The following is a 20,436-nucleotide window of genomic DNA, read 5'->3' as shown; positions in this document are numbered from 1 at the left end:
GGACATGGGAGCGTGAAGATATGGGGGGAAATAAAAAAATATTAGTAACTGGTGCGGATGGCTTTATTGGATCTCACCTTACGGAAAAATTAACTGAAATCGGATATGAAGTAAAAGCTTTTGTATATTATAACTCCTTTAACTCTTGGGGCTGGCTCGATCATTCTCCATATAAGAAAGAGTTTGAAATATTTTCAGGAGATATAAGAGATCCGCATGGTGTAATGGAAGCAATGAGAGGGTGTAGCAAGGTGTTGCACTTAGCCTCATTAATCGCTATTCCTTATTCATATCATTCTCCAGATACTTATGTTGATACAAATATTAAAGGAACTTTAAATGTGCTACAAGCCGCCCGTCAGCTTGATGTATCAAAAGTTGTGCACACTTCTACGAGTGAAGTATATGGTACAGCACAATACGTGCCTATAGATGAAAATCATCCATTGCAGGGGCAGTCGCCTTATTCAGCATCAAAGATTGGTGCTGATCAGATGGCACTCTCTTTTTATCGTTCTTTTGAAACACCAGTTGCGGTTATTCGGCCATTTAACACGTATGGTCCTCGTCAATCTGCTCGGGCAGTTATTCCAACTATCATTACACAGCTTGCATCAGGCCATGAGAAAATTAAGCTCGGATCTTTAGCGCCGACGAGAGACTTCAATTATGTAAAGGATACGGTAAATGGATTTATTTCGATGATGAACAATGAAAAAGCCATTGGTGAAGTGATTAATATAGGAAGTAATTACGAAATTTCCATAGGGCAAACTGTTGAAGCGATTGCAGAAGTTATGGGATTGAAGTTTGAGATAGAGACGGATGAAATTCGTCAGCGTCCCGAAAAAAGCGAAGTGGAACGGCTTTGGGCGGACAATACGAAAGCGAAAGATTTTCTTGGATGGGAACCATCCTATGGAGGGATTGAAGGTTTTAAACGAGGATTAAAAGAAACCATTGACTGGTTTACAAATTCGGCTAATTTATCTAGCTATAAGGCAGATGTATATAACATATGAGTAGTCAATGGCAACATATCGCTCAAAATATAAAGTCTCTATATGGAAATAAGAATTTCATCCCTCTGCATGAGCCGACTTTCGGAGATAAAGAACTACAATATGTAACCGAGTGTATTCAGACTGGTTGGGTTTCATCCGTAGGGAAATATGTAAATGATTTCGAGGAACAACTTGCAGAGTTTACTGGTGTAAAAAGGGCTGTAGCCGTCGTGAATGGTACTGCCGCTTTGCATATTGCACTGAAAATTGCCGGTGTTCAAGCGGATGATGAGGTATTTATCCCTGCACTGACATTTGTCGCGACTGCCAATGCAGTTTCGTATTTACAGGCAGTTCCGCATTTTGTAGATGTATCCGAACAGACTCTTGGGCTTGATCCAAATAAGCTCGAAGAATATATTCAGACAATCGGTAAAATTGATAATGGACAGCTACTGAATAAGCACACAGGTAGAATTATTCGTGCAGTTGTTCCTATGCATACTTTTGGGCACTCTGTGGATATTGATCCGCTAATTGATATCTGTGATCGTTACCATCTTGTTCTTGTTGAAGATGCAGCTGAATCACTCGGTTCCTATTACAAAGGGAAGCATACAGGTGGTTTTGGACTGATAGGTGCGCTTAGCTTCAATGGTAATAAGATTATAACTACTGGTGGTGGCGGGGCCATCCTTACTAATAATGATAAGCTTGCCGACTATGCCAAGCATATTACTACAACTGCAAAGAATCCTCACCGGTGGGAATTTACTCACGATGAAGTGGGGTACAATTACAGGATGCCCAATATAAATGCTGCACTTGGTTGTGCCCAATTGGAGAAGATAGAAGAATTTATAAGTGCTAAAAGAATTTTAACAAAGCAATATGAGAAGTTGTTCGAAGGTATAGAGGGTATTCAGTTGTTTACAGAGCCTTCTTTTGGGACAAGCAATTACTGGCTGCAAACTCTTCTAATTAATGAAGATTACTACGAGTGTAATTTTGTGTTAGATATTCTCAACAGTGAGGGTGTCATGGCTCGTCCGGTTTGGACACCGCTTGATGAATTACAGCCTTTTTTACATTGTCCGAAGGCAGATCTGAAAGTTACAAGACAATTGAAAAATCGCATAATTAATATTCCTTCAACTCCGCTGGGGGAAGATCCTAATGACTAAACGTAAGATATGTATTGTTACGGGAACACGCGCAGAATACGGTCTTTTATTTCGTATAATGAAAGAAATTCAAGCGGATGATGAATTAGAATTGAATTTGATAGCAACTGGCATGCATTTATCACCTGAATTTGGATTGACCTATAAGCAAATTGAAGAAGATGGGTTTACTATCGATGAAAAGATAGAAATGCTCTTATCTTCAGATACCCCTGTTGCAATCGCTAAATCTATGGGAATAGCTACGATGGGGTTTGCAGACGCTTTTCAGCGCTTAAAACCAGATATACTGGTTCTTCTTGGGGATCGCTTTGAAATATTTAGTGCTGCACAAACGGCATTAATTATGCGTATACCTGTTGCTCATATTTCGGGAGGTGAACTAACCGAAGGTGCAATTGATGATGCTATTCGTCATTCTCTTACAAAGATGAGCCATGTCCACTTTACCGCCAATGAGGAATATGCGAGACGTGTTATTCAGCTGGGTGAACAGCCAGAAAGGGTATTTAATGTGGGTGACACAGGTGTTGAAAATATTAGAAAAATGTCATTTCTGACTAAAGAAGAGCTAAGTGTTTATTTTAACTGGGAACTAAGTAAATATTTCCTTGTTACTTTTCATCCTACAACTTTGGAAACCCGAACGGCAGAAGAACAAATGAAGAATTTGCTCTCAGCCCTGAACTCATTTCCACAGTATCAGATTATCTTCACCAAGTCTAATGCTGATACAGATAGTCGAAGAATTAATGAGTTAATTGAAGAATACACTAAATCCTATCCTGAGCGAGTTAAGTCGGTTTTTTCTTTAGGTCAACTTAGATATTTAAGTGCAATGAAGTATTGCACTATGGTGATTGGTAATTCCTCCAGTGGAATAGTTGAAGCACCGGTATTATCGAAGCCGACAATTAATATTGGTGATCGACAAAAGGGTCGGCTAAAGGCAAGTTCTATTATTGACTGTTCTCCAAATATAGATGAAATATCTAACTCCATACGCTCAGCTCTTTCTTTAGAATTCCAAAACGCATTGACTAAAATAGATTTAAAGTATGACGGTAAAACAACATCTAGAGATATAAAGGATTACTTAAAGAAAATTAGTTTAAATGATATTATTAAAAAATCATTTTACGATATGAAATAGATGAGGATGAAAACACGATGTATAGGGTTGGCGGTGATATAGAAATTGATGTTTCATTATTGCTCTCCAATAAGAAAAGAAGCATAAATGAATTGACCATGGATTCCCCCCATTATTTATGGACAGGAACAGGACGGTCTGCTATTTTGTTGGCCCTCGAAGAACTCGAAATTAGAGGAAGTGAAAAAATAGCGTATTTACCGGCTTATATTTGTGATTCTGTTATCCAGCCATTTAGAGAAAAAAATTATACAATTCATTTTTATTCAATGGGTGCAGATCTAAAAACACCTGTTAACTTACCTGAGAGATTGAACAATGTTGTCTTCTTATTTGTACATTATTTTGGTCTTGAGAATAAGGCAATAAGAAAATGGTTGGAAATCGAAAAGTCTAAACAGCAATTTTTTGTTATTGAGGATTGTGTTCAGTCTGCATTTTCTGAGTTTGATAACGAATTGTTTGATTTCAGGATATATAGCTATAGGAAATTTACTCCTCAACCTGATGGAGCCTTATTGATTAGCAAAGAAAAAATACAAATAGATCTCGATCATTTTTTGACTTTTGATGAGAAGGGGTTTTTATTTGATCAGGTCGAGGGTAAGATTAAGCGTTCAATGTCTAATAATGAAAGTGAGTTTTTATCATTGCTCAAGCTTTCTGAATCTCAACTAGATAGCAGTATGATCTTGAGTAGGATGTCGGAGTTCTCGGTTTATTTAATGGAAAGAATAGATTTTGAGCACATAAGGAAAAAACGGAAAGATAATTGGTCCTTTTTATGTGATTTAATTGAGCAGGATAGCTTAATTAAGATGTTTTTGAGACCACTGTTCACAGCTATTTCGGATAATGAAGTTCCACTAGGGTTCCCTGTCCTTACGAATGCTGGAATTCGGAACAAACTTCGTGAGTATTTAAGTAATCATAATATTTTTTGCCCAATTCATTGGATTATCTCAGAGGGAAAGTATACAGAAGATCTGAATCTAAGTTCTACTATCTTAACTATCCCAATTGATCAAAGAATGAATAAAGAACATATTTTATATGAAGTAGAAAAAATCCATGAATTCTTCTTAGAGGTGATTAAATGAGAAAAACATATATCATTGCTGAAGCAGGTGTTAATCATAATGGTGACATTAATTTGGCAAAAAAGCTTGTTGACATTGCGGTTAGTGCTCAGGCTGACGCGGTGAAATTTCAAACTTTTAAAACAGAGAATGTAATTAGTATGGACGCGCCTAAAGCTGAGTATCAAATCGAAACGACAGGTGGTGAAGAGTCGCAATTTGATATGGTGAAAAAACTAGAACTTTCTTTTGCTCAATTTTCAGAACTGAAATTATATTGTGATGATCACAATATTGAATTTTTATCTACTCCGTTTGATATAGAAAGTGCAGATTTTCTAATTGATCATTTGAAAATTGATACGATTAAAATACCTTCCGGCGAAATTACCAATGCACCCTTGATTTATCATATTGCACAAAAGTCCCCAAAGATCATTTTATCAACGGGAATGTCAACTTTAAGCGAAATTGAATTGGCGCTCGGTGTAATAGCGTTTGGATTTTTAGCACAAGATGAGATTCCTTCTATCGAGGCGTTTAGAGCGGCGTTTATTTCTCCGGAAGGTCAGCAGCTATTGAAAGAGAAGGTTACTTTGCTGCACTGTACTACTGAGTATCCTGCACCTGTTCAGGATGTGAATTTATTGGCTATGAATACAATGAGCACTGCGTTTGGACTGCGGGTTGGTTACTCTGATCACACAGAAGGAATTGCAATACCAATAGCAGCAGTTGCCTTAGGTGCTGATGTTATCGAGAAGCACATCACATATGACAAACTTGCAGAAGGACCGGATCATAAAGCTTCGCTCTCACCGGAAGAATTAAATCATATGGTTAGAGGAATAAGACAGGTGGAATTAGCTAAAGGTTCAGGTGTTAAAATCCCTTCGAAATCAGAGTTGAAGAATCTTAATATTGCGCGGAAGAGTATCGTTGCACTTAAAAAGATCAAACAAGGCGAGACATTGACAGCTGATAACATAACCATCAAAAGACCAGGGAACGGAATATCCCCTTTTGAATTTTGGAATGTATTGAAGAAAAACGCACAAAAAGATTATGATAATGATCAGCAAATCACGTTGATATGATAGTTTCCACAGAACAGGCCATACTAATATTTAATAAATTACCAGCAGCAATGCAGTCTTTTTATTTTCATCCCCATTATGTTATTAATGATGCAGTGTATAAAAAAAATTTACAACCTGTTTTTTTTGCTCAGGAAGACAAAGGGAATATTTATTATCATGCTTTTCATATGGGCAAAATACCGGGCACGAGACACTATGATATCCAGTCACCTTATGGATATGGAGGACCGCTATTTTTAGGTGAACAATCTTTTATCAATTCGTGCATAGAGAACTATAAGACATGGTGCCTTGAACAAAAAGTTATAGTCGAGTTTATCAGATTCCATCCATTACTTAACAATCATTTGAATTATTATGGCGAAGCACAAGAAAATAGACAGACAGTATATATAGATCTGACTACCAATGAAGAAATTTCAGCTCAATTTAGTACCCGAGTGCGTACGGCTATTAGGAAGGCTCAAAAAGAGAACGTTAGGGTATCCATGATAAAATCTAATGAAAACATAGAGCAGTTTATTGATATGTATATTTCGTTAATGACCCAAAAAAACGCTGAAAATGATTATTTCTTTAATAAAGAATATTTTATTGAACTATTACAGAGTGAAGCTGTTTACTTAGTTAGTGCAAAAAATTATTTAGGAGAGGTAATTGGAGCAGCAATTTTCTTTATTTGCGGTTATACAGCAGAGTATCATCTATCTACATCTATTACAGAAGGTAGAGAAAAGAATGTATCAAATTTATTGATATACGAATTCGCTGAATATGCAAAAAAGCTAAATATTCACTCCTTATATCTAGGCGGAGGGACAGACGGATCAAATACAAATTCGCTGCTTTTTTTTAAGAGAGGATTTTCCAAGCAAAGAGTTCCCTTTTTTATCGGTAATTATAAGCATAATCAAACTTTTTATGAAGAGTACAAATCTGAATATATAAAACAACATCCACAAAAGGAACGCTTTATCCTATTCTATCGATAGAAATGAGGTTTAATAATGTCTTGGGATCAAACATGGGAACAAATCTTTAAGACTCAAGAGTGGGGCAAGTATCCTTCTGAAGATTTAATCCGCTTTATTGCACGTAATTATTATGGGGTTCCTATTAGAAAAGAGATCAAAATACTTGAAGTTGGCTGTGGTACCGGTGCGAATTTATGGTATGTCGCAAGAGAAGGTTTTTCAGTTTTTGGAATAGACGGTTCAGAAACAGCAATTGGAAAGGCGAAAAATAGATTGGACACTGAAGTTACGGGTTGGAATGGAGAATTTGAAGTGGGAGATATTATTTCATTACCTTATGAAAGCTCCATTTTTGATGCAGTAATTGATAATGAAGCAATATACGCTAATTCATACGATAATTCAAAAAAGATATATAATGAAATTCACAGAGTACTAAAACAAAATGGGAAAATTTTTAGCAGAGCTTTTGCAACGGGATGTTGGGGAGACGGAACCGGACAAAATGTCGGAATGAACACTTGGATTGCTGACGAAGGCCCTTTGAAAAATAAAGGAGTAAGTCGGTTTTCAACTAAAGAAGACATGGAAGATCTTCTGAAAAGTTTTAGTAAGTTGGAAATTGAGAGAATTGAAAGAACGTATAACAATTTGAACGAAAAAGTGATTGAGTGGATAGTGACCGGCGAGAAACAATAAGTATTTCTGATTTAGTGAGTAATTAGATCATTGCATTTGAAGGAGGCGTAGCATATGAATAATTGGCAAGACATACTAATTGCGCCTGAACTTACTGTTTTTGAGACGATGAAAATTATTGATCAATCTTCTTTGCAATTTGCAGTTGTTGTCGATAAAGATCGTAGACTGCATGGAACTGTAACAGATGGTGATATTCGTCGGGGAATATTAAGAGGAGTTCCGCTTAACTCACCGATAGAGTTAGTAATGAATAGTTCACCTATTTACGAGAAGCAAGGTAAGAAAAGCTATCATTACAAAGAATTGATGAGAACAAGACAGCTAAGACAATTACCTATATTAAATAACAATAACCAAGTTCAGCGTATACTCTTTGCCGATGATATTGCAGAAATATTGCAAAAAGACAATGTTGTTGTATTAATGGTTGGTGGTCTCGGAACACGTCTGCGACCATTTACAGATGATATACCCAAGCCAATGCTTAAAGTTGGAGATAAACCTATTTTAGAAACGATTATCGAAGGCTTTAAAAATCACGGTTTCAGCAGATTTATTTTGTCAGTTAATTATAAAAAGGAAATAATAAAAGACTATTTTCAAGATGGCAAGCATCTAGGTGTGAGTATAGCGTACATTGAAGAAAATAAAAGATTGGGTACTGCAGGCGCCTTATCGCTTTTAACTGAGAGGCCTAAAGCCCCATTTTTTGTTATGAACGGTGATCTGCTAACTAAAATGAATTATGAGCAGTTGTTGGAATTTCATTGTGACACCAAATCGACTGCAACAATATGTGTAAGGGAATATGAATATCAAATTCCATATGGAGTAATTGAAACGGAGAATCACCGTCTTCTTTCTATTGTCGAAAAACCTGTGCATAAAAGCTTTGTCAATGCGGGGATTTATGTTCTGGATCCTAAAGTACTTGAATGTGTGCCACAGGACGAGTTTTTTGATATGCCTGACTTATTAAAAAAATTAATGGAACTACAAAGTGGTATCTCGGCGTTTCCATTAAGAGAGTATTGGCTTGATATTGGACGTGTGGATGATTATGAAAAAGCAAATGGTGATTTTAAGGGAGTCTTCATATGATTGGAAATAAAAAAGTCCTTGCTATTATTCCAGCACGCGGGGGATCTAAAGGGGTACCTCGTAAAAACATTAAAAATTTGGCGGGAAAACCTCTAATAGCCTGGACAATAGATGAAGCTAGAAAATCAAAGTATATTGATATGCTTATATTATCATCTGAGGACGATGAAATTATTGAGATTGCCAGATCTCTGGGATGTGAAGTTCCCTTTGTACGTCCTAAATATTTATCAGAGGACACAACTCCAGGCATGGCACCAGTTATTCACGCTATAAATGAGTTGCCTTCTTTCGATTATGCAGTATTATTACAACCGACCTCTCCCTTAAGGCTTGTTGAGGATATTGATGGATGTATTGAAAATATGTTGGATGTAGAAGCACCCGCCTGTGTTAGTGTTACAAAGACAGATAAATCCCCTTATTGGATGTATACCTTACAAGGAAATAAAATAATGAAGCCATTAATTAAACAACATGAGACAATAACACGCCGTCAGGAACTACCCGACATTTATGCTTTAAATGGAGCTGTTTATGTAGCAGAGATAAACTGGCTATTGACAAGAGGTTCTTTTCTGGAGGATGAGACTGCTGCATATGTAATGCCAAGGAACCGTTCTAATGATATTGATACTGAGGAAGATTTCTATTTTTGCGAGTACTTGTTGGGTAGAAGATAGATCTTAAAGACGGAATTTATGGCTCAATTTCAAAATTAAACAATGAACCTTGCTTTTTTTGTATGAAAATAATATCACAATCGTTTTATCGTTTAATTAATACGCAAACTGTATACAATCGGAGGCCAGAATTTTGAAGACGTTATGTTATAAAATTCAACCGCATGCAGATGTTGAATTGGGTTTTAGCAGAAACGAACTTGACTATTATGTCACCTTACCAGTTGAGGGCATAAATGACGAAACTGGTCTAATAATAACTATCCCAGGGTTCGGTGGACTTGCTAACTCAACTTATCAATTAGAAAAATTAAATCCATACCTGGCTAAAAATTATAATTGTATAGTGGTTTCTTTGAATTACTTTGGTATATACCGAGGAAGCAATATGCAAATGGATGACTACTTTATCCGTAATATGGAACAGATTTATGGAGTTCCAAGTGCTTACTGGCATAACATTTCATCAGATAACGACTTTTATGTTAGGTTAGGAAAATTACTGGAAAGTAAAGAGATGTTCCAGTTAGACCCTCGCTGTCAAGCTTTGAAGATTACGGAACGGAATGAGTATCAATCCTTTGGTTTTTTACCTGCTCTCGATAACCTTACTGTGCTTGGCGATGTTCTCAAAAGATACCCTGCGATAAATAAGAGGAAAATAATTGCTTACGGTAGTTCGTACGGTGGTTATATAGCGATGCTTTGTGGCAAATTCGCGCCTAATACATTCTCAGTCATAATAGACAACTCAGGATTTTCACGTTCCTGTTTGAAACATATCGTGGGTAGAGAAATATTAGAGAGTGATTATGCTGCTACTGTCACTTACAATAACAAAGTATATACTGTGCCATTCGCATATAATAATCCTTGGACGATCATGGATGAAACATCACCTCACTATTTTGGAGATTCTCATAAGCAAATTCGCAACTTGTTAATTAGAGAACATAGGGTTAAATCGGATACACGATATTATATTTTTCATTGCGAAGAGGATCAAATAGCTTCCGTGGATGATAAAGATAAAGTGGTGGCCTTGTTGTCTAATTATAATTCGACCTACTATAAACGAGTCGGAATGAGTGATCTGGATGGTACACTTTTTAAAAAATATGCACACGCGATGGATGCATCTTTACGCAAATTGTTTGACCACGTCGCCGAACAGGACAAGGAATACGGGTTGATGAAAGAAAAGTGCGAAAATGAATTTTTTGGTAATCAAGTCAACTCATTGAATTGCGGTAATAATAATTATATTTTTAATTTTAGAGACGATTTTACAATGAACGTTACTATAACGGATAACATAAAAACAGATTATAATTTAATTAGTTCATTTCAGTTAATGGGCGATTTATTAGATATTTGCGATTCGATAGACGAAGGTTTTAGTTTTATTGTTGATAAGGTATCAGAAAAAAAATATAATGATGCTGCTGTAGTAATGCAGGATATAATAGATGCGCATACAGAGATGAATTTACATATAGACACGTTTTCCGAATTTCTGGGTGAAAATAACCTACCTGAACTTAAAAATCAGTTTGAACAATCTCTTTTAGAAGTTGTTACATCCTTCAATAACGAGAGTTGGGCTTTATTGGAAAATGAATTAATACAACGGGCCATAACTAATTTCTTATTGTGGAAAAATGAGTTGCGCAATATTCTCGTTCCGTATATAACTCATTAATACAGGTCAATATTGGTATATTGTACAGTAGCTAAACCTCTTAGTATAGGTAGTGTAGAACATAAGGACATCCAATTTATATAGCAAGACAGTTTTAGAATCCTAATGGTCACTCCTTTTTCTTTGATAGAATCGTACTACTGTCCCTAAATTAAACTTGCTTCCTTTGCTCAAGCACTGAAATTTCATTTTTTCGTGATTTCAGAACTTTAGCAGATGTGGGCTACAAAATCAAAGTGATATTTAAGAAAGCCGTTAACGCTAGTATTACCAAATCAACGCTTTTTTAAGATTCCGGTAGACAGTCATGATCTGCCGGAATCTTTCGTTATTCTGTGTCTCGGATTGGGGGATGCATTTGGCATCGCTACACAAGAAAAAAACTCAACCACTAGATTGTGCCACTATGCAAGCTAAATCTAAGGAGTAACTGAACTTGATAAGATACAATAATCTTAAGAGTCTCTACCTTTTATTATAGCTCTGCCCTAAACATTCCCTGTAACTAACCGATATATAATATATATAATTGAGGTTTTTGGAGGTCGGAGTTTGATGAATGTACAGTTTTCACTTTCCGCCAGTACTGTTGTTAATAGTCAAAGTAAGTCCGAATTATCATCTGGCAATGGAACGGTTACACCTGTTGTATCAGCCTCCATGAACAATGATGCTTCGTCCGTTGTGGCAATCAAAGATGTCAAGGACCTGAGTCTCAGAGAACGACAAGGTGCGAACGTCTCTGTGGCTGAAGAACAACTAATTAAAACGATCGAACGGGCAGTTAAATCTTTGCAGGGCCCTCAGACAACTTTGGAAATTAGCATACATGAGAAAACACATGATATTATGGTCAAAGTGTTGAATAAGGACACAGGAGAGCTTATTCGAGAGGTACCGCCGGAAAAAACTCTCGACCTCGTAGCCAAGATGATGGAAATTGCAGGTATATTGGTTGACGAGAAGGTATAGAATCAGGAGGTGGATTAACATTGGTAACTCGAATTAATGGTTTCTCAGGCATGGATATTGACAGCATGGTAAAGAGTTTAATGGCTGCCAAAAAGGCACCTTTGGATAAACTTAATCAGCAGAAAACGCTCCTTAACTGGACTAGAGACAGTTACCGGGAAGTCAATAGTAAATTGTATGATTTCCGCAGTAATAAACTGATAGACAAATATGGCCGTAACGAAGCACTGAATACCAATAAATCAGTAATAAGCGGTAATGCGGATGCAGTAAAAGCAACTGCGTTAGCTACAGCTAATGGTGTCGAAATGAATGTCAGCGTAACTCAGCTTGCTTCAAAGACTACTATGAAGACTTCGGGTGCTGGTTCTACTTTTAATTCAGCAACAACACTGTCACAATTGCAAAAAAATTTGGATGTTAATAGTACTTCCCCAACTGAAGGATATAAACTGACGGTTAATGGCGAGAGCTTTTCCTTTTCGGGCGATACGGCTATTTCTACTGTTATTTCAAATATTAATAGTAATTCAAAAGCAAATGTAACGGCAACGTTTGATGAAATTACAGGGCAGCTTTCTCTTGCAGCAAAGAGCAGTGGTCCTCCAACGAATGCTACTTTAACAACTGTAGCAAAGGGTAAGGTGGAATTAGGAACCGATACTTCATTGCTGAATTTATTTTCTAATAAGACCACTTCAACAACTCTCGCTCAACTACAAAATTCCCTATACGGTACATCAATTTCAGATGCCAGTACCCAAGATTTTACACTTAGCTTTGGAGCTAATAATTTGACCTTCAAGGGTGATAGTCAAATATCGGATGTAATTACCTACATTAATAATAATACCACTTCAACAGCTAGCCTTGTTTCTGGACAACTGATCATCACATCTGGGGGAGTGGCGCAAGCAACTAGTGGGACTGCTGCTGCCTTAATTAAAGGAACTGGTAGTTTAGATGGTGTAAAAGCAGAATATACAATTAACGGTACAAGCCTAACCAATGATAATAATACATTCGAGGTTAACGGCGTGCAGCTGACACTTCTAGCCAAGACAGAGGTAAACGGTATAGATAAACCTACCAAAATAGCAACACAGGTTGATGCCGACAAAGCCGTAGAAACAGTTAAAGGTTTCATTAATGACTACAATACTTTGATTGCATCATTAAATGCTAAGATAGATGAAGCTAAATATCGGGACTTTGCACCACTAACTGATGATCAGAAAAAGGATATGGAAGAAGCCGACATTACTGCATGGACAGAAAAGGCAAAGAGCGGATTGCTCAAGAATGACGATATTCTTAAGACGTTGTTATCAACGATGAGAATGGATATTACAGAGAAGTTAGGTAAACTCGGTGATATAGGAGTTACAACAGGTTCATATTTTGAGAATGGTAAGCTGTACCTCGATGAAAGCAAACTTAGAACAGCTCTTAGTAACAACTCTGGGGAGGTTATGGATCTACTTCAAGGTTCCCAAAGTGCTCCAGATACTGGATTGTTCGATAAACTTTCAACCAGAGTAAGTGATGCGTTAAACTTGATTTCTGAAAAAGCAGGCACCAATAAGTATTCAGCAGATCTTACTAGTAGTTACAAAGAAGAAAGTGTAATGGGAAAAAAACTTAAAGACTATAATAAACGACTAGAGTCAATGCAAGATTATTTGAATAATCTGGAGACTCGCTATTACAAACAGTTTACTGCCATGGAGACGGCAATGAATAAGCTAACTTCGCAATCTTCTAGCCTGTTCTCCACCGCCGGTTAGGTTAACAATAAAATAGAGGGTGAGAAATTTGCTTACATCTCCTTATGATAAATATCGGCAATCCTCTGTCCAGACTTCTACGCCTGCACAGCTTGTAATTATGTTATATGATGGGGCTATACGGTTTGTTAGAACGGCATTAGACGGGCTAAGCAAGCAGGATTACCAAAAGTCGAACCTTAATTTCGGTAAGGCCCAGACAATTGTCAGTGAGTTAATGAGTACTCTGGATCATTCCTATGATGTGTCTAAGAATCTCTACTACTTGTATGAGTACACTAACTACTTACTAATTGAAGCCAATATTCGTAAGAACCCGGAGAAGGCTGAAGAAGCACTAGGCTACCTGACCGATCTCCGCGAAACCTGGCTCCAAGCCTCCAAGCTAGCAGCGGGTCAGACTGAGATTGCTAATGGATGAACTCATTCACAGCCTGGATCAGCTCACACAGAGAATGATGAGCCATCTTCAGGAGGCTGATTATGAAGAGCTTGAGGTGTTTGTAGAAGAACGGCAGAAACTTGTCGATTTGATTGCGGAAAAAGTCGCTTTGAGTCCATCTACACTTGCTCAAAAAGTTGAAATTAATCGAATCCTAGAGAATGACAATGCACTGCTTGACCGGATGAATGAGCTTCGGCAGGAAGCCCATGACTGGCTCCAAAAACGCAACCAAGCCAAAGCCCAGCGCAACGCCTACGAAGCCGCCTACACCCCTGACAGCATTCTAATGGACCGAAAAAAATAACATTTCTTGATGTTTCAGCTCAGGAGCAGACGGGTATTATATAGCGTCTGCTCCTTTTTGATGAAATGATCACATTTGAAGCTGATTTGTTTAAATTTGCGGGTGGTAAATTATTGAAAGTAAACATTTACTTTTCCAATTGACAATGAAGAAGCTACGGTGGTATAGTCGAGTTGTGGGCAAGACTCACGTTCATCTGATGACGAAGGGAATGTTTAATCAATGGAAGGTAAAGTAAAATGGTTTAATGCAGAAAAAGGCTATGGCTTCATCGAAACTGCCGATGGTGGCGACGTATTCGTACACTTCTCCGCAATCCAAACTGAAGGCTTCAAAACTTTGGATGAAGGTCAATCCGTAGAGTTTGACATCGTTGAAGGCGCACGCGGACCACAAGCAGCTAACGTCATCAAATTATAATCATCCGGCGCAGCCGACCTACATATATGGTAGATGGTTAGCAATTTAGACAACGCTAGCAGGGACCCTGGGATTCTCCCGGGGTCTTTTTTTATTGTTCTGAAAGCGCTAATTCTACAGCGAAAACGCCAAAGCTAACATGAATTCCCAATAATCTGTTAGGGGTATGAAAAAAATGGGTAATAACAGATGTTGGGCCTACGATCTTGCCTCGATGCAGACTATTCGTAGCTTAGGCGTATGGTTGAGAAAGGTGTGAACAGCGATATTGTGAAGCTAATGCCCTTCAGCAGTACAGTGAAATGTGTCTACACATAAAAGGAATGAATTACACTATGCTGCCTAAGCTGACAGTACGTACAGTATGCTTCCTGAAGCAGATGTGTTGTATAAAGCGGATTTAATAACGCGGGAGGCCCACAAATGTAAGCGCGTCCTTCCAAGGATGATATTGCAAGGCTATGGTTACAGCCATGGAGGGATGCGCAATCAAACTTTTAGGAGGATGGATAGCAGAATGAAGAAGATGTGGCGCGGTTTGATGACTGGAATACTCGGAATCAGCATGTTGTTCGGAGCTCTTGGAAGTGTCTCTGCCGCAACGGCCAAGGATATTCAGGGACACTGGGCACAGAGCCAGCTACAGGACTGGCTCGATAAAGGATACCTGCAAGGTTATGCTGACGGGACGGTAAAACCGAATAATGCGATTACCCGCGGCGAGTATGTTGCGCTGGTAAACCGCCTGTTTGGATTTACGGACACGGCAGCAATCACGTTTACAGATCTCAAGAGCACCAACTGGGCTTACAGCGAAGTGGCTAAAGCTGTAAGAGCGGGATATATTGGCGGATATGAGAATAATACTTTCCGTGCCACCAGTCCGATTACCCGTCAGGAAGCTGCAGTGATTACTGCCAAGCTCCTCAGTTTGAATACTAACAGCACAACGCTGACATTCAAGGATAGTGCTCAAATTGCTTCATGGGCTAAAGGAGCAGTCGCAGCCGCGGCTGCCAAGAGCATCATTAACGGTTATCCGGACGGAACCTTCGGGCCGAAAAAGGCTCTGACCAGAGCTGAAGCAGTAGGTATCATCGGTAGCTCGGCGGCGAATAAGCCAGGCGGGACTGTCACGCCAACGCCTACACCTACAGCTACACCGTCTGAAACAGCCACTCCAACTCCGACGGCAACCCCTACCAGCCCGGCTGGTGGAGGTAGTGGTGGCGGTGGTGGTGGCGGTGGAAGTACTGCTCCAACCGTTAGCGGCATAACTTATGGACATGTGGGCACTGTTACGGCAGATGTGTATTTGACCCCGTCGGTGACAGGAGCCGTTTATTATGTAGTTGCCCCTTACAGCGGTACAGCGGTCGCTCCAAACCATCTGCAGGTCCGTGACGGCCTGACTGCAGCCGGAACGGCAGGTGTGAATGCAGGTTCTACGGCTACTACAGCCGGCAGTACTGTGTCATTCTCGGTTTACGGATTGCAGTCCAGTACTGAGTATGCAGCCTACATTGCGGTTGCTGATACTGCAGGCAGCTGGTCAGGGGTTTATACGCTTCGGTTAACTACTGCATCTGCCAGCGGTGGAGCCATCACTGAACTTAGCCCGGGCAACATGGGGACAGTAACAGCTGATGTTTATGTTACCTACGGCCAGACGGGCGGTATAGCCACACCTGTACGGTATGTGGTGCTTCCGGCTGGAGCTACCCAGCCTACAGCAGAACAGATTGCAGCAGGTCAAAACAGTTCCGGTGCACAGCTTGCTGCACCTTGGAGCGGAGGCGTTACACCGGTGCCGGGAGTAAGACAGACACTGACTCTTAGTGGTCTAACGGCTGATACTGCTTATAAAGTGTATGTCATTGCAGGTAGCGGAACTTCATGGTCACCAATAGAAATATTACGGATTCATACGAAATAGCCTTAAAGCTTAATACAGCCCGTAAGCAGGCACTCTGTAAGGAATTTGCTATTATAAAATCGGGCCGTCTAGGAATAATATAAGCGGCTATACATGGTCCGGATGAGGGCAACCTGATTGCCCCGTCCGGACTTTGTTTATTTGTAAATATAGAAAGCTGTAGATTAATGTTAGGTAAATGTAAAGTCTGTAACGAATTGCTTTTTACTTAGCGCTGACAATTTGGTATAATGGGAACGTAAACAAAGGAGGAGTGCCCTATGCAATTCAGCATTCGAGGTCAACAAATTGAAGTGACAGATGCTTTGAGAGATTATGTTGATAAGAAGCTCAGCAGACTTGAGAAGTATTTCGATGCACCCCCTACCTCAGAAGGATATGTGACGCTTAGCGTAGTCCGCGGCCTTCATACGGTGGAAGTAACGATTCCGCTGGCCGGCGTGACACTTCGTGCAGAAGACCGCAGCGACGACATGTATGCATCCATTGATGCTGTTGTGGACAAGCTGGAACGGCAGATCCGCAAGCACAAAACCAAACTCAACCGTAAGTTCCGCCAGGAAGGCAGCTTGAAGACCATCTTCGTGGAAGAACCGGCAAGTAGCGTTGCTGTTGAAGAACAGGATTACGATGATTTGGAAGTAGTGCGGAACAAGCGCTTCACCTTGAAGCCTATGGATGTCGAGGAAGCCATTCTGCAGATGAACATGGTTGGACATAATTTCTTTGTATTCTCCAACATTGATACTTCTGAAGTTAGCGTTGTTTACAAACGCAATGACGGCAAGTACGGCCTGATCGAACAAGATTAATCTGATAATCAGGCACAGGTTTACGCTGGATGGTTATTGCCGCCAGTAATAATTTCAAAAAATCAGCCGAGTCCCTATTCGCTTGAAGCGAATAGGGCTCTTATTCGTATATAAAGGGTGACAATTTGCCGCTTCTTCTATTTTGCAAAATAAGGTTGCGGCTGCTCGTATTGCGGCTTGTCTTACAAACTGTTACAATTTATGAAGCAGCGGAATCGAAATAATATATGGCCCTTTCAATTTCTATTTAAGGATGGGCTCGGTTCCACCATCTGTGTTGCATGAAAGGGGTTAACCATGCTAGGACTTGTAAAGAAAATATTCGGCGACACCAACGAACGCGATGTCAAACGTCTCATGAAGACGGTCGATGTTATTAACGGACTGGAACCTGAATTCGTAGCCCTATCGGATGAGGCACTTAAGGCGAAGACAGAAGAATTCCGGGCCCGGATTGAAAAAGGCGAGACTCTGGAGGAGATTCTCCCCGAGGCATTTGCAACCGTACGCGAAGCTTCCAAACGGACGCTGGGCATGCGGCATTTTGACGTACAGCTTGTTGGAGGTATGGCGCTGCATGAAGGCCGGATCTCCGAGATGAAGACAGGTGAAGGTAAGACACTGGTAGGTACATTGCCGGTCTATCTGAATGCATTGCTTGGTAAGGGCGTGCATGTGGTAACGGTGAATGACTATCTGGCCCAGCGCGACAGCGCGCAAATGGCACAAATCTATAACTTCCTGGGCATGACGGTCGGGGTTAACCTGAACGGCATGGACCATGCTGATAAACAAGACGCTTATGCCTGCGATATTACGTATGGTACGAATAATGAATTCGGTTTTGACTATCTGCGCGACAACATGGTGCTCTATAAGGAGCAAATGGTACAGCGCCCGCTATATTTCTGTATTATTGATGAAGTGGATTCCATTCTTATTGACGAAGCGCGTACTCCGCTGATTATCTCGGGTCAAGCCGAGAAGTCGACAGAGCTATATTATGCAGCAGACCGTTTTGTTAAAAAGCTGACGGCTGAAGAAGATTATACTGTTGATATTAAAGTGAAGTCGGTAGCATTGACTGAGAAGGGCGTGGCTACGGCTGAACGTGCTTTTGGCGTTGAGAACCTGTATGATCACAGCCATGTTACGCTGAATCATCATATCGTCCAGGCGCTCAAGGCTAATGTCATCATGCGCCGTGATGTCGATTATGTTGTGAACGGTGATGAGGTTGTCATTGTCGATGAGTTCACCGGCCGTCTGATGGCTGGCCGCCGCTACAGCGACGGGCTGCACCAGGCTATTGAGGCCAAAGAAGAAATCCAGGTACAGAACGAGAGCATGACATTGGCTACAATTACCTTCCAGAACTACTTCCGGATGTACCGCAAACTGGGCGGTATGACAGGAACAGCGAAGACGGAAGAAGAGGAATTTAAGAAAATCTACGGCCTGGAAGTTCTGCAGGTGCCGACGAACAAGCCGAACCAGCGTGCGGATATGCCGGATGTTGTCTATAAGAGCGAGAACGGCAAATTCAACGCAGTGGTAGCTGAGATTGTAGAACGCCACAAGAAGAATCAGCCTGTACTGGTTGGTACAGTATCCATTGAGAACTCCGAACGCGTATCTGAAATGCTGAAGCGCAAGGGCATCAAGCACCAGGTGCTGAATGCCAAGCATCACGAATCCGAGGCGGAGATCATTTCCCAGGCCGGACAGCCGGGAACCGTAACCATTGCAACGAATATGGCCGGACGCGGTACGGATATTATGCTCGGTGAGGGTGTGAGAGATGTCGGCGGTCTGCATATCATTGGTACTGAGCGTCATGAATCCCGCCGCATCGATAACCAACTGCGCGGACGTGCCGGACGTCAGGGTGACCCGGGTTCAACGCAGTTCTATCTGTCACTGGGTGATGAACTGATGAAACGCTTCGGTGCAGACAATGTTCTGAACATGATGGATCGTCTGGGCTTTGAAGAGGATCAGCCGATTGAGAGCCGCATGATTACCCGTGCCATCGAATCAGCCCAGAAGCGGGTTGAGGGTAATAACTTCGACATCCGTAAAGTCGTGCTGCAGTATGATGATGTCATGAACCAGCAGCGTGAGATTATCTATAAGCAGCGCCGCGAAATTCTCGAATCCGAGAATATCAAGAGCGTTGTAACCGAGATGATCAAGCCGGTCATTGACCGTGTAGTCCGCGCACATTGCAGTGATGATATTCCGGAGAACTGGGAGCTGCAGGAGGTTGCTGACTATGTTAACAGCAAGCTGCTGGATGAAGGCGCCCTTACCCGTGATGACCTGTGGGGCAAGGAAGTAGAAGAAATCGTTGATTTCATCTTTGATCGTGTTATGCAGAAATATGATGCGCGTGAAGAGCGTCTTGGCGCTGAGCTGGTGCGTGAATTCGAGAAGGTTATCGTGCTCCGTTCCGTTGACAGCAAATGGATGGATCATATTGATGCGATGGATCAGCTGCGTCAAGGGATTCACCTACGTGCTTACGGCGGTACCGATCCGCTGCGTGAATATCAGTTTGAGGGCTTTGAGATGTTCAACGCCATGACTGCCGCCATTCAGGAGGAAGTCGCTACGTATATTATGAAGGCGCACATCGAAGCCAACCAGGAACGTCAGTCGGTGGTAGAAGAGGACAAAATCTCTACCAACGCTGAGCCGGCTGAGAAGCGTCCGGTGCATGTCGAAGCGGCAATTGGCCGTAATGATCCATGCCCATGCGGCAGCGGCAAGAAGTACAAGAACTGCCACGGCCAGAACGCATAAGGATATCCGAAGCGTCTCAGGCTTATAATGATAATAAAAGCGGCGGGGCCCGGGGTTTCCCCCGTTTGCGGCCCGGCCGCTTTTTTGGAGTTTGGATAACCTGCTAAAGTTGAGCAGAACATGCGGATTGGCTCTTGAAATTTTCACCAAGGCTAGAGTAATGAAGGGAAGTTTGGAACTGTAGGAGCGAACGCGTCCGCCTTTGTCTTCAGATTTCTACCGCGAACAGCGGTCCCAATCAGGAAATCTGAAGACAACAGCGGCCGGAAGTCC

Annotated in this window: 18 protein-coding genes; all 18 read left to right on the top strand. The window is 40.8% G+C overall.

All coding sequences use genetic code 11. The features are described 5' to 3' along the window. Positions 1-20 precede the first annotated feature (20 nt). Complete coding sequence (locus AC4G46_RS29885) at positions 21-1,022, top strand: NAD-dependent 4,6-dehydratase LegB (RefSeq protein ID WP_491125824.1); 1,002 nt, start codon at positions 21-23, stop codon at positions 1,020-1,022. Further along, a complete protein-coding gene (locus AC4G46_RS29880) occupies positions 1,019-2,188 on the top strand; it encodes a LegC family aminotransferase (protein ID WP_491125823.1) in 1,170 nt (389 codons plus the stop codon). The genes AC4G46_RS29885 and AC4G46_RS29880 overlap by 4 nt, the downstream gene beginning before the upstream one ends. Then, positions 2,181-3,341 (top strand): UDP-N-acetylglucosamine 2-epimerase, encoded by a 1,161-nt coding sequence (gene neuC / locus AC4G46_RS29875; protein WP_491125822.1) that lies wholly within the window; start codon positions 2,181-2,183, stop codon positions 3,339-3,341. Before AC4G46_RS29880 ends, neuC begins: the two co-directional genes overlap by 8 nt. Positions 3,342-3,358: 17 nt before the next feature. Continuing rightward, entirely contained in the window at positions 3,359-4,441 is a 1,083-nt protein-coding gene (locus AC4G46_RS29870; protein ID WP_491125821.1) for a hypothetical protein, read from the top strand. Then, positions 4,438-5,517, top strand: a complete 1,080-nt coding sequence (gene neuB / locus AC4G46_RS29865) for an N-acetylneuraminate synthase (protein WP_491125820.1) — start codon at positions 4,438-4,440, stop codon at positions 5,515-5,517. The genes AC4G46_RS29870 and neuB overlap by 4 nt, the downstream gene beginning before the upstream one ends. Further along, positions 5,514-6,512: a GNAT family N-acetyltransferase gene (locus AC4G46_RS29860; RefSeq protein ID WP_491125819.1), complete on the top strand. Its 999-nt coding sequence runs from the start codon at positions 5,514-5,516 to the stop codon at positions 6,510-6,512. The genes neuB and AC4G46_RS29860 overlap by 4 nt, the downstream gene beginning before the upstream one ends. A 15-nt stretch (positions 6,513-6,527) precedes the next feature. Continuing rightward, positions 6,528-7,193 carry a class I SAM-dependent methyltransferase gene (locus AC4G46_RS29855; RefSeq protein WP_491125818.1) on the top strand — a complete coding sequence of 222 codons (666 nt, stop codon included), beginning with the start codon at positions 6,528-6,530 and terminating at the stop codon, positions 7,191-7,193. A 54-nt stretch (positions 7,194-7,247) separates the two neighbouring features. After that, positions 7,248-8,297 (top strand): nucleotidyltransferase family protein, encoded by a 1,050-nt coding sequence (locus tag AC4G46_RS29850; RefSeq protein WP_491125817.1) that lies wholly within the window; start codon positions 7,248-7,250, stop codon positions 8,295-8,297. Beyond that, positions 8,294-8,980, top strand: coding sequence for an acylneuraminate cytidylyltransferase family protein (locus AC4G46_RS29845; protein WP_491125816.1), 687 nt, complete (start codon positions 8,294-8,296; stop codon positions 8,978-8,980). The genes AC4G46_RS29850 and AC4G46_RS29845 overlap by 4 nt, the downstream gene beginning before the upstream one ends. A 133-nt stretch (positions 8,981-9,113) precedes the next feature. Continuing rightward, a complete protein-coding gene (locus AC4G46_RS29840) occupies positions 9,114-10,682 on the top strand; it encodes a DUF2920 family protein (RefSeq protein WP_491125815.1) in 1,569 nt (522 codons plus the stop codon). Between the two features lie 555 nt (positions 10,683-11,237). Then, entirely contained in the window at positions 11,238-11,654 is a 417-nt protein-coding gene (locus tag AC4G46_RS29835) for a flagellar protein FlaG (RefSeq protein ID WP_491129008.1), read from the top strand. A gap of 20 nt (positions 11,655-11,674) precedes the next feature. After that, positions 11,675-13,441: a flagellar filament capping protein FliD gene (fliD, locus tag AC4G46_RS29830; RefSeq protein ID WP_491125814.1), complete on the top strand. Its 1,767-nt coding sequence runs from the start codon at positions 11,675-11,677 to the stop codon at positions 13,439-13,441. Positions 13,442-13,469: 28 nt separating this feature from the next. Then, entirely contained in the window at positions 13,470-13,862 is a 393-nt protein-coding gene (gene fliS, locus AC4G46_RS29825; RefSeq protein WP_491129007.1) for a flagellar export chaperone FliS, read from the top strand. Beyond that, positions 13,855-14,190, top strand: a complete 336-nt coding sequence (locus AC4G46_RS29820) for a flagellar protein FliT (protein WP_491125813.1) — start codon at positions 13,855-13,857, stop codon at positions 14,188-14,190. Before fliS ends, AC4G46_RS29820 begins: the two co-directional genes overlap by 8 nt. 222 nt (positions 14,191-14,412) lie before the next feature. Next, positions 14,413-14,610: a cold shock domain-containing protein gene (locus AC4G46_RS29815; protein WP_068724647.1), complete on the top strand. Its 198-nt coding sequence runs from the start codon at positions 14,413-14,415 to the stop codon at positions 14,608-14,610. 517 nt (positions 14,611-15,127) lie between these two features. Continuing rightward, positions 15,128-16,546 (top strand): S-layer homology domain-containing protein, encoded by a 1,419-nt coding sequence (locus tag AC4G46_RS29810; RefSeq protein ID WP_491125812.1) that lies wholly within the window; start codon positions 15,128-15,130, stop codon positions 16,544-16,546. 260 nt (positions 16,547-16,806) lie between these two features. Then, entirely contained in the window at positions 16,807-17,358 is a 552-nt protein-coding gene (gene hpf, locus AC4G46_RS29805) for a ribosome hibernation-promoting factor, HPF/YfiA family (protein ID WP_491125811.1), read from the top strand. Positions 17,359-17,655: 297 nt separating this feature from the next. Then, on the top strand, positions 17,656-20,163 hold the full coding sequence (gene secA, locus AC4G46_RS29800) for a preprotein translocase subunit SecA (protein ID WP_491125810.1): 2,508 nt from the start codon (positions 17,656-17,658) through the stop codon (positions 20,161-20,163). The last annotated feature ends 273 nt before the right edge of the window (positions 20,164-20,436 follow it).

This window comes from Paenibacillus sp. fava2, from assembly GCF_058313675.1.
Note: the sequence above shows the minus strand (reverse complement) of the source record. Positions and strands in the feature narration are given on the sequence as shown.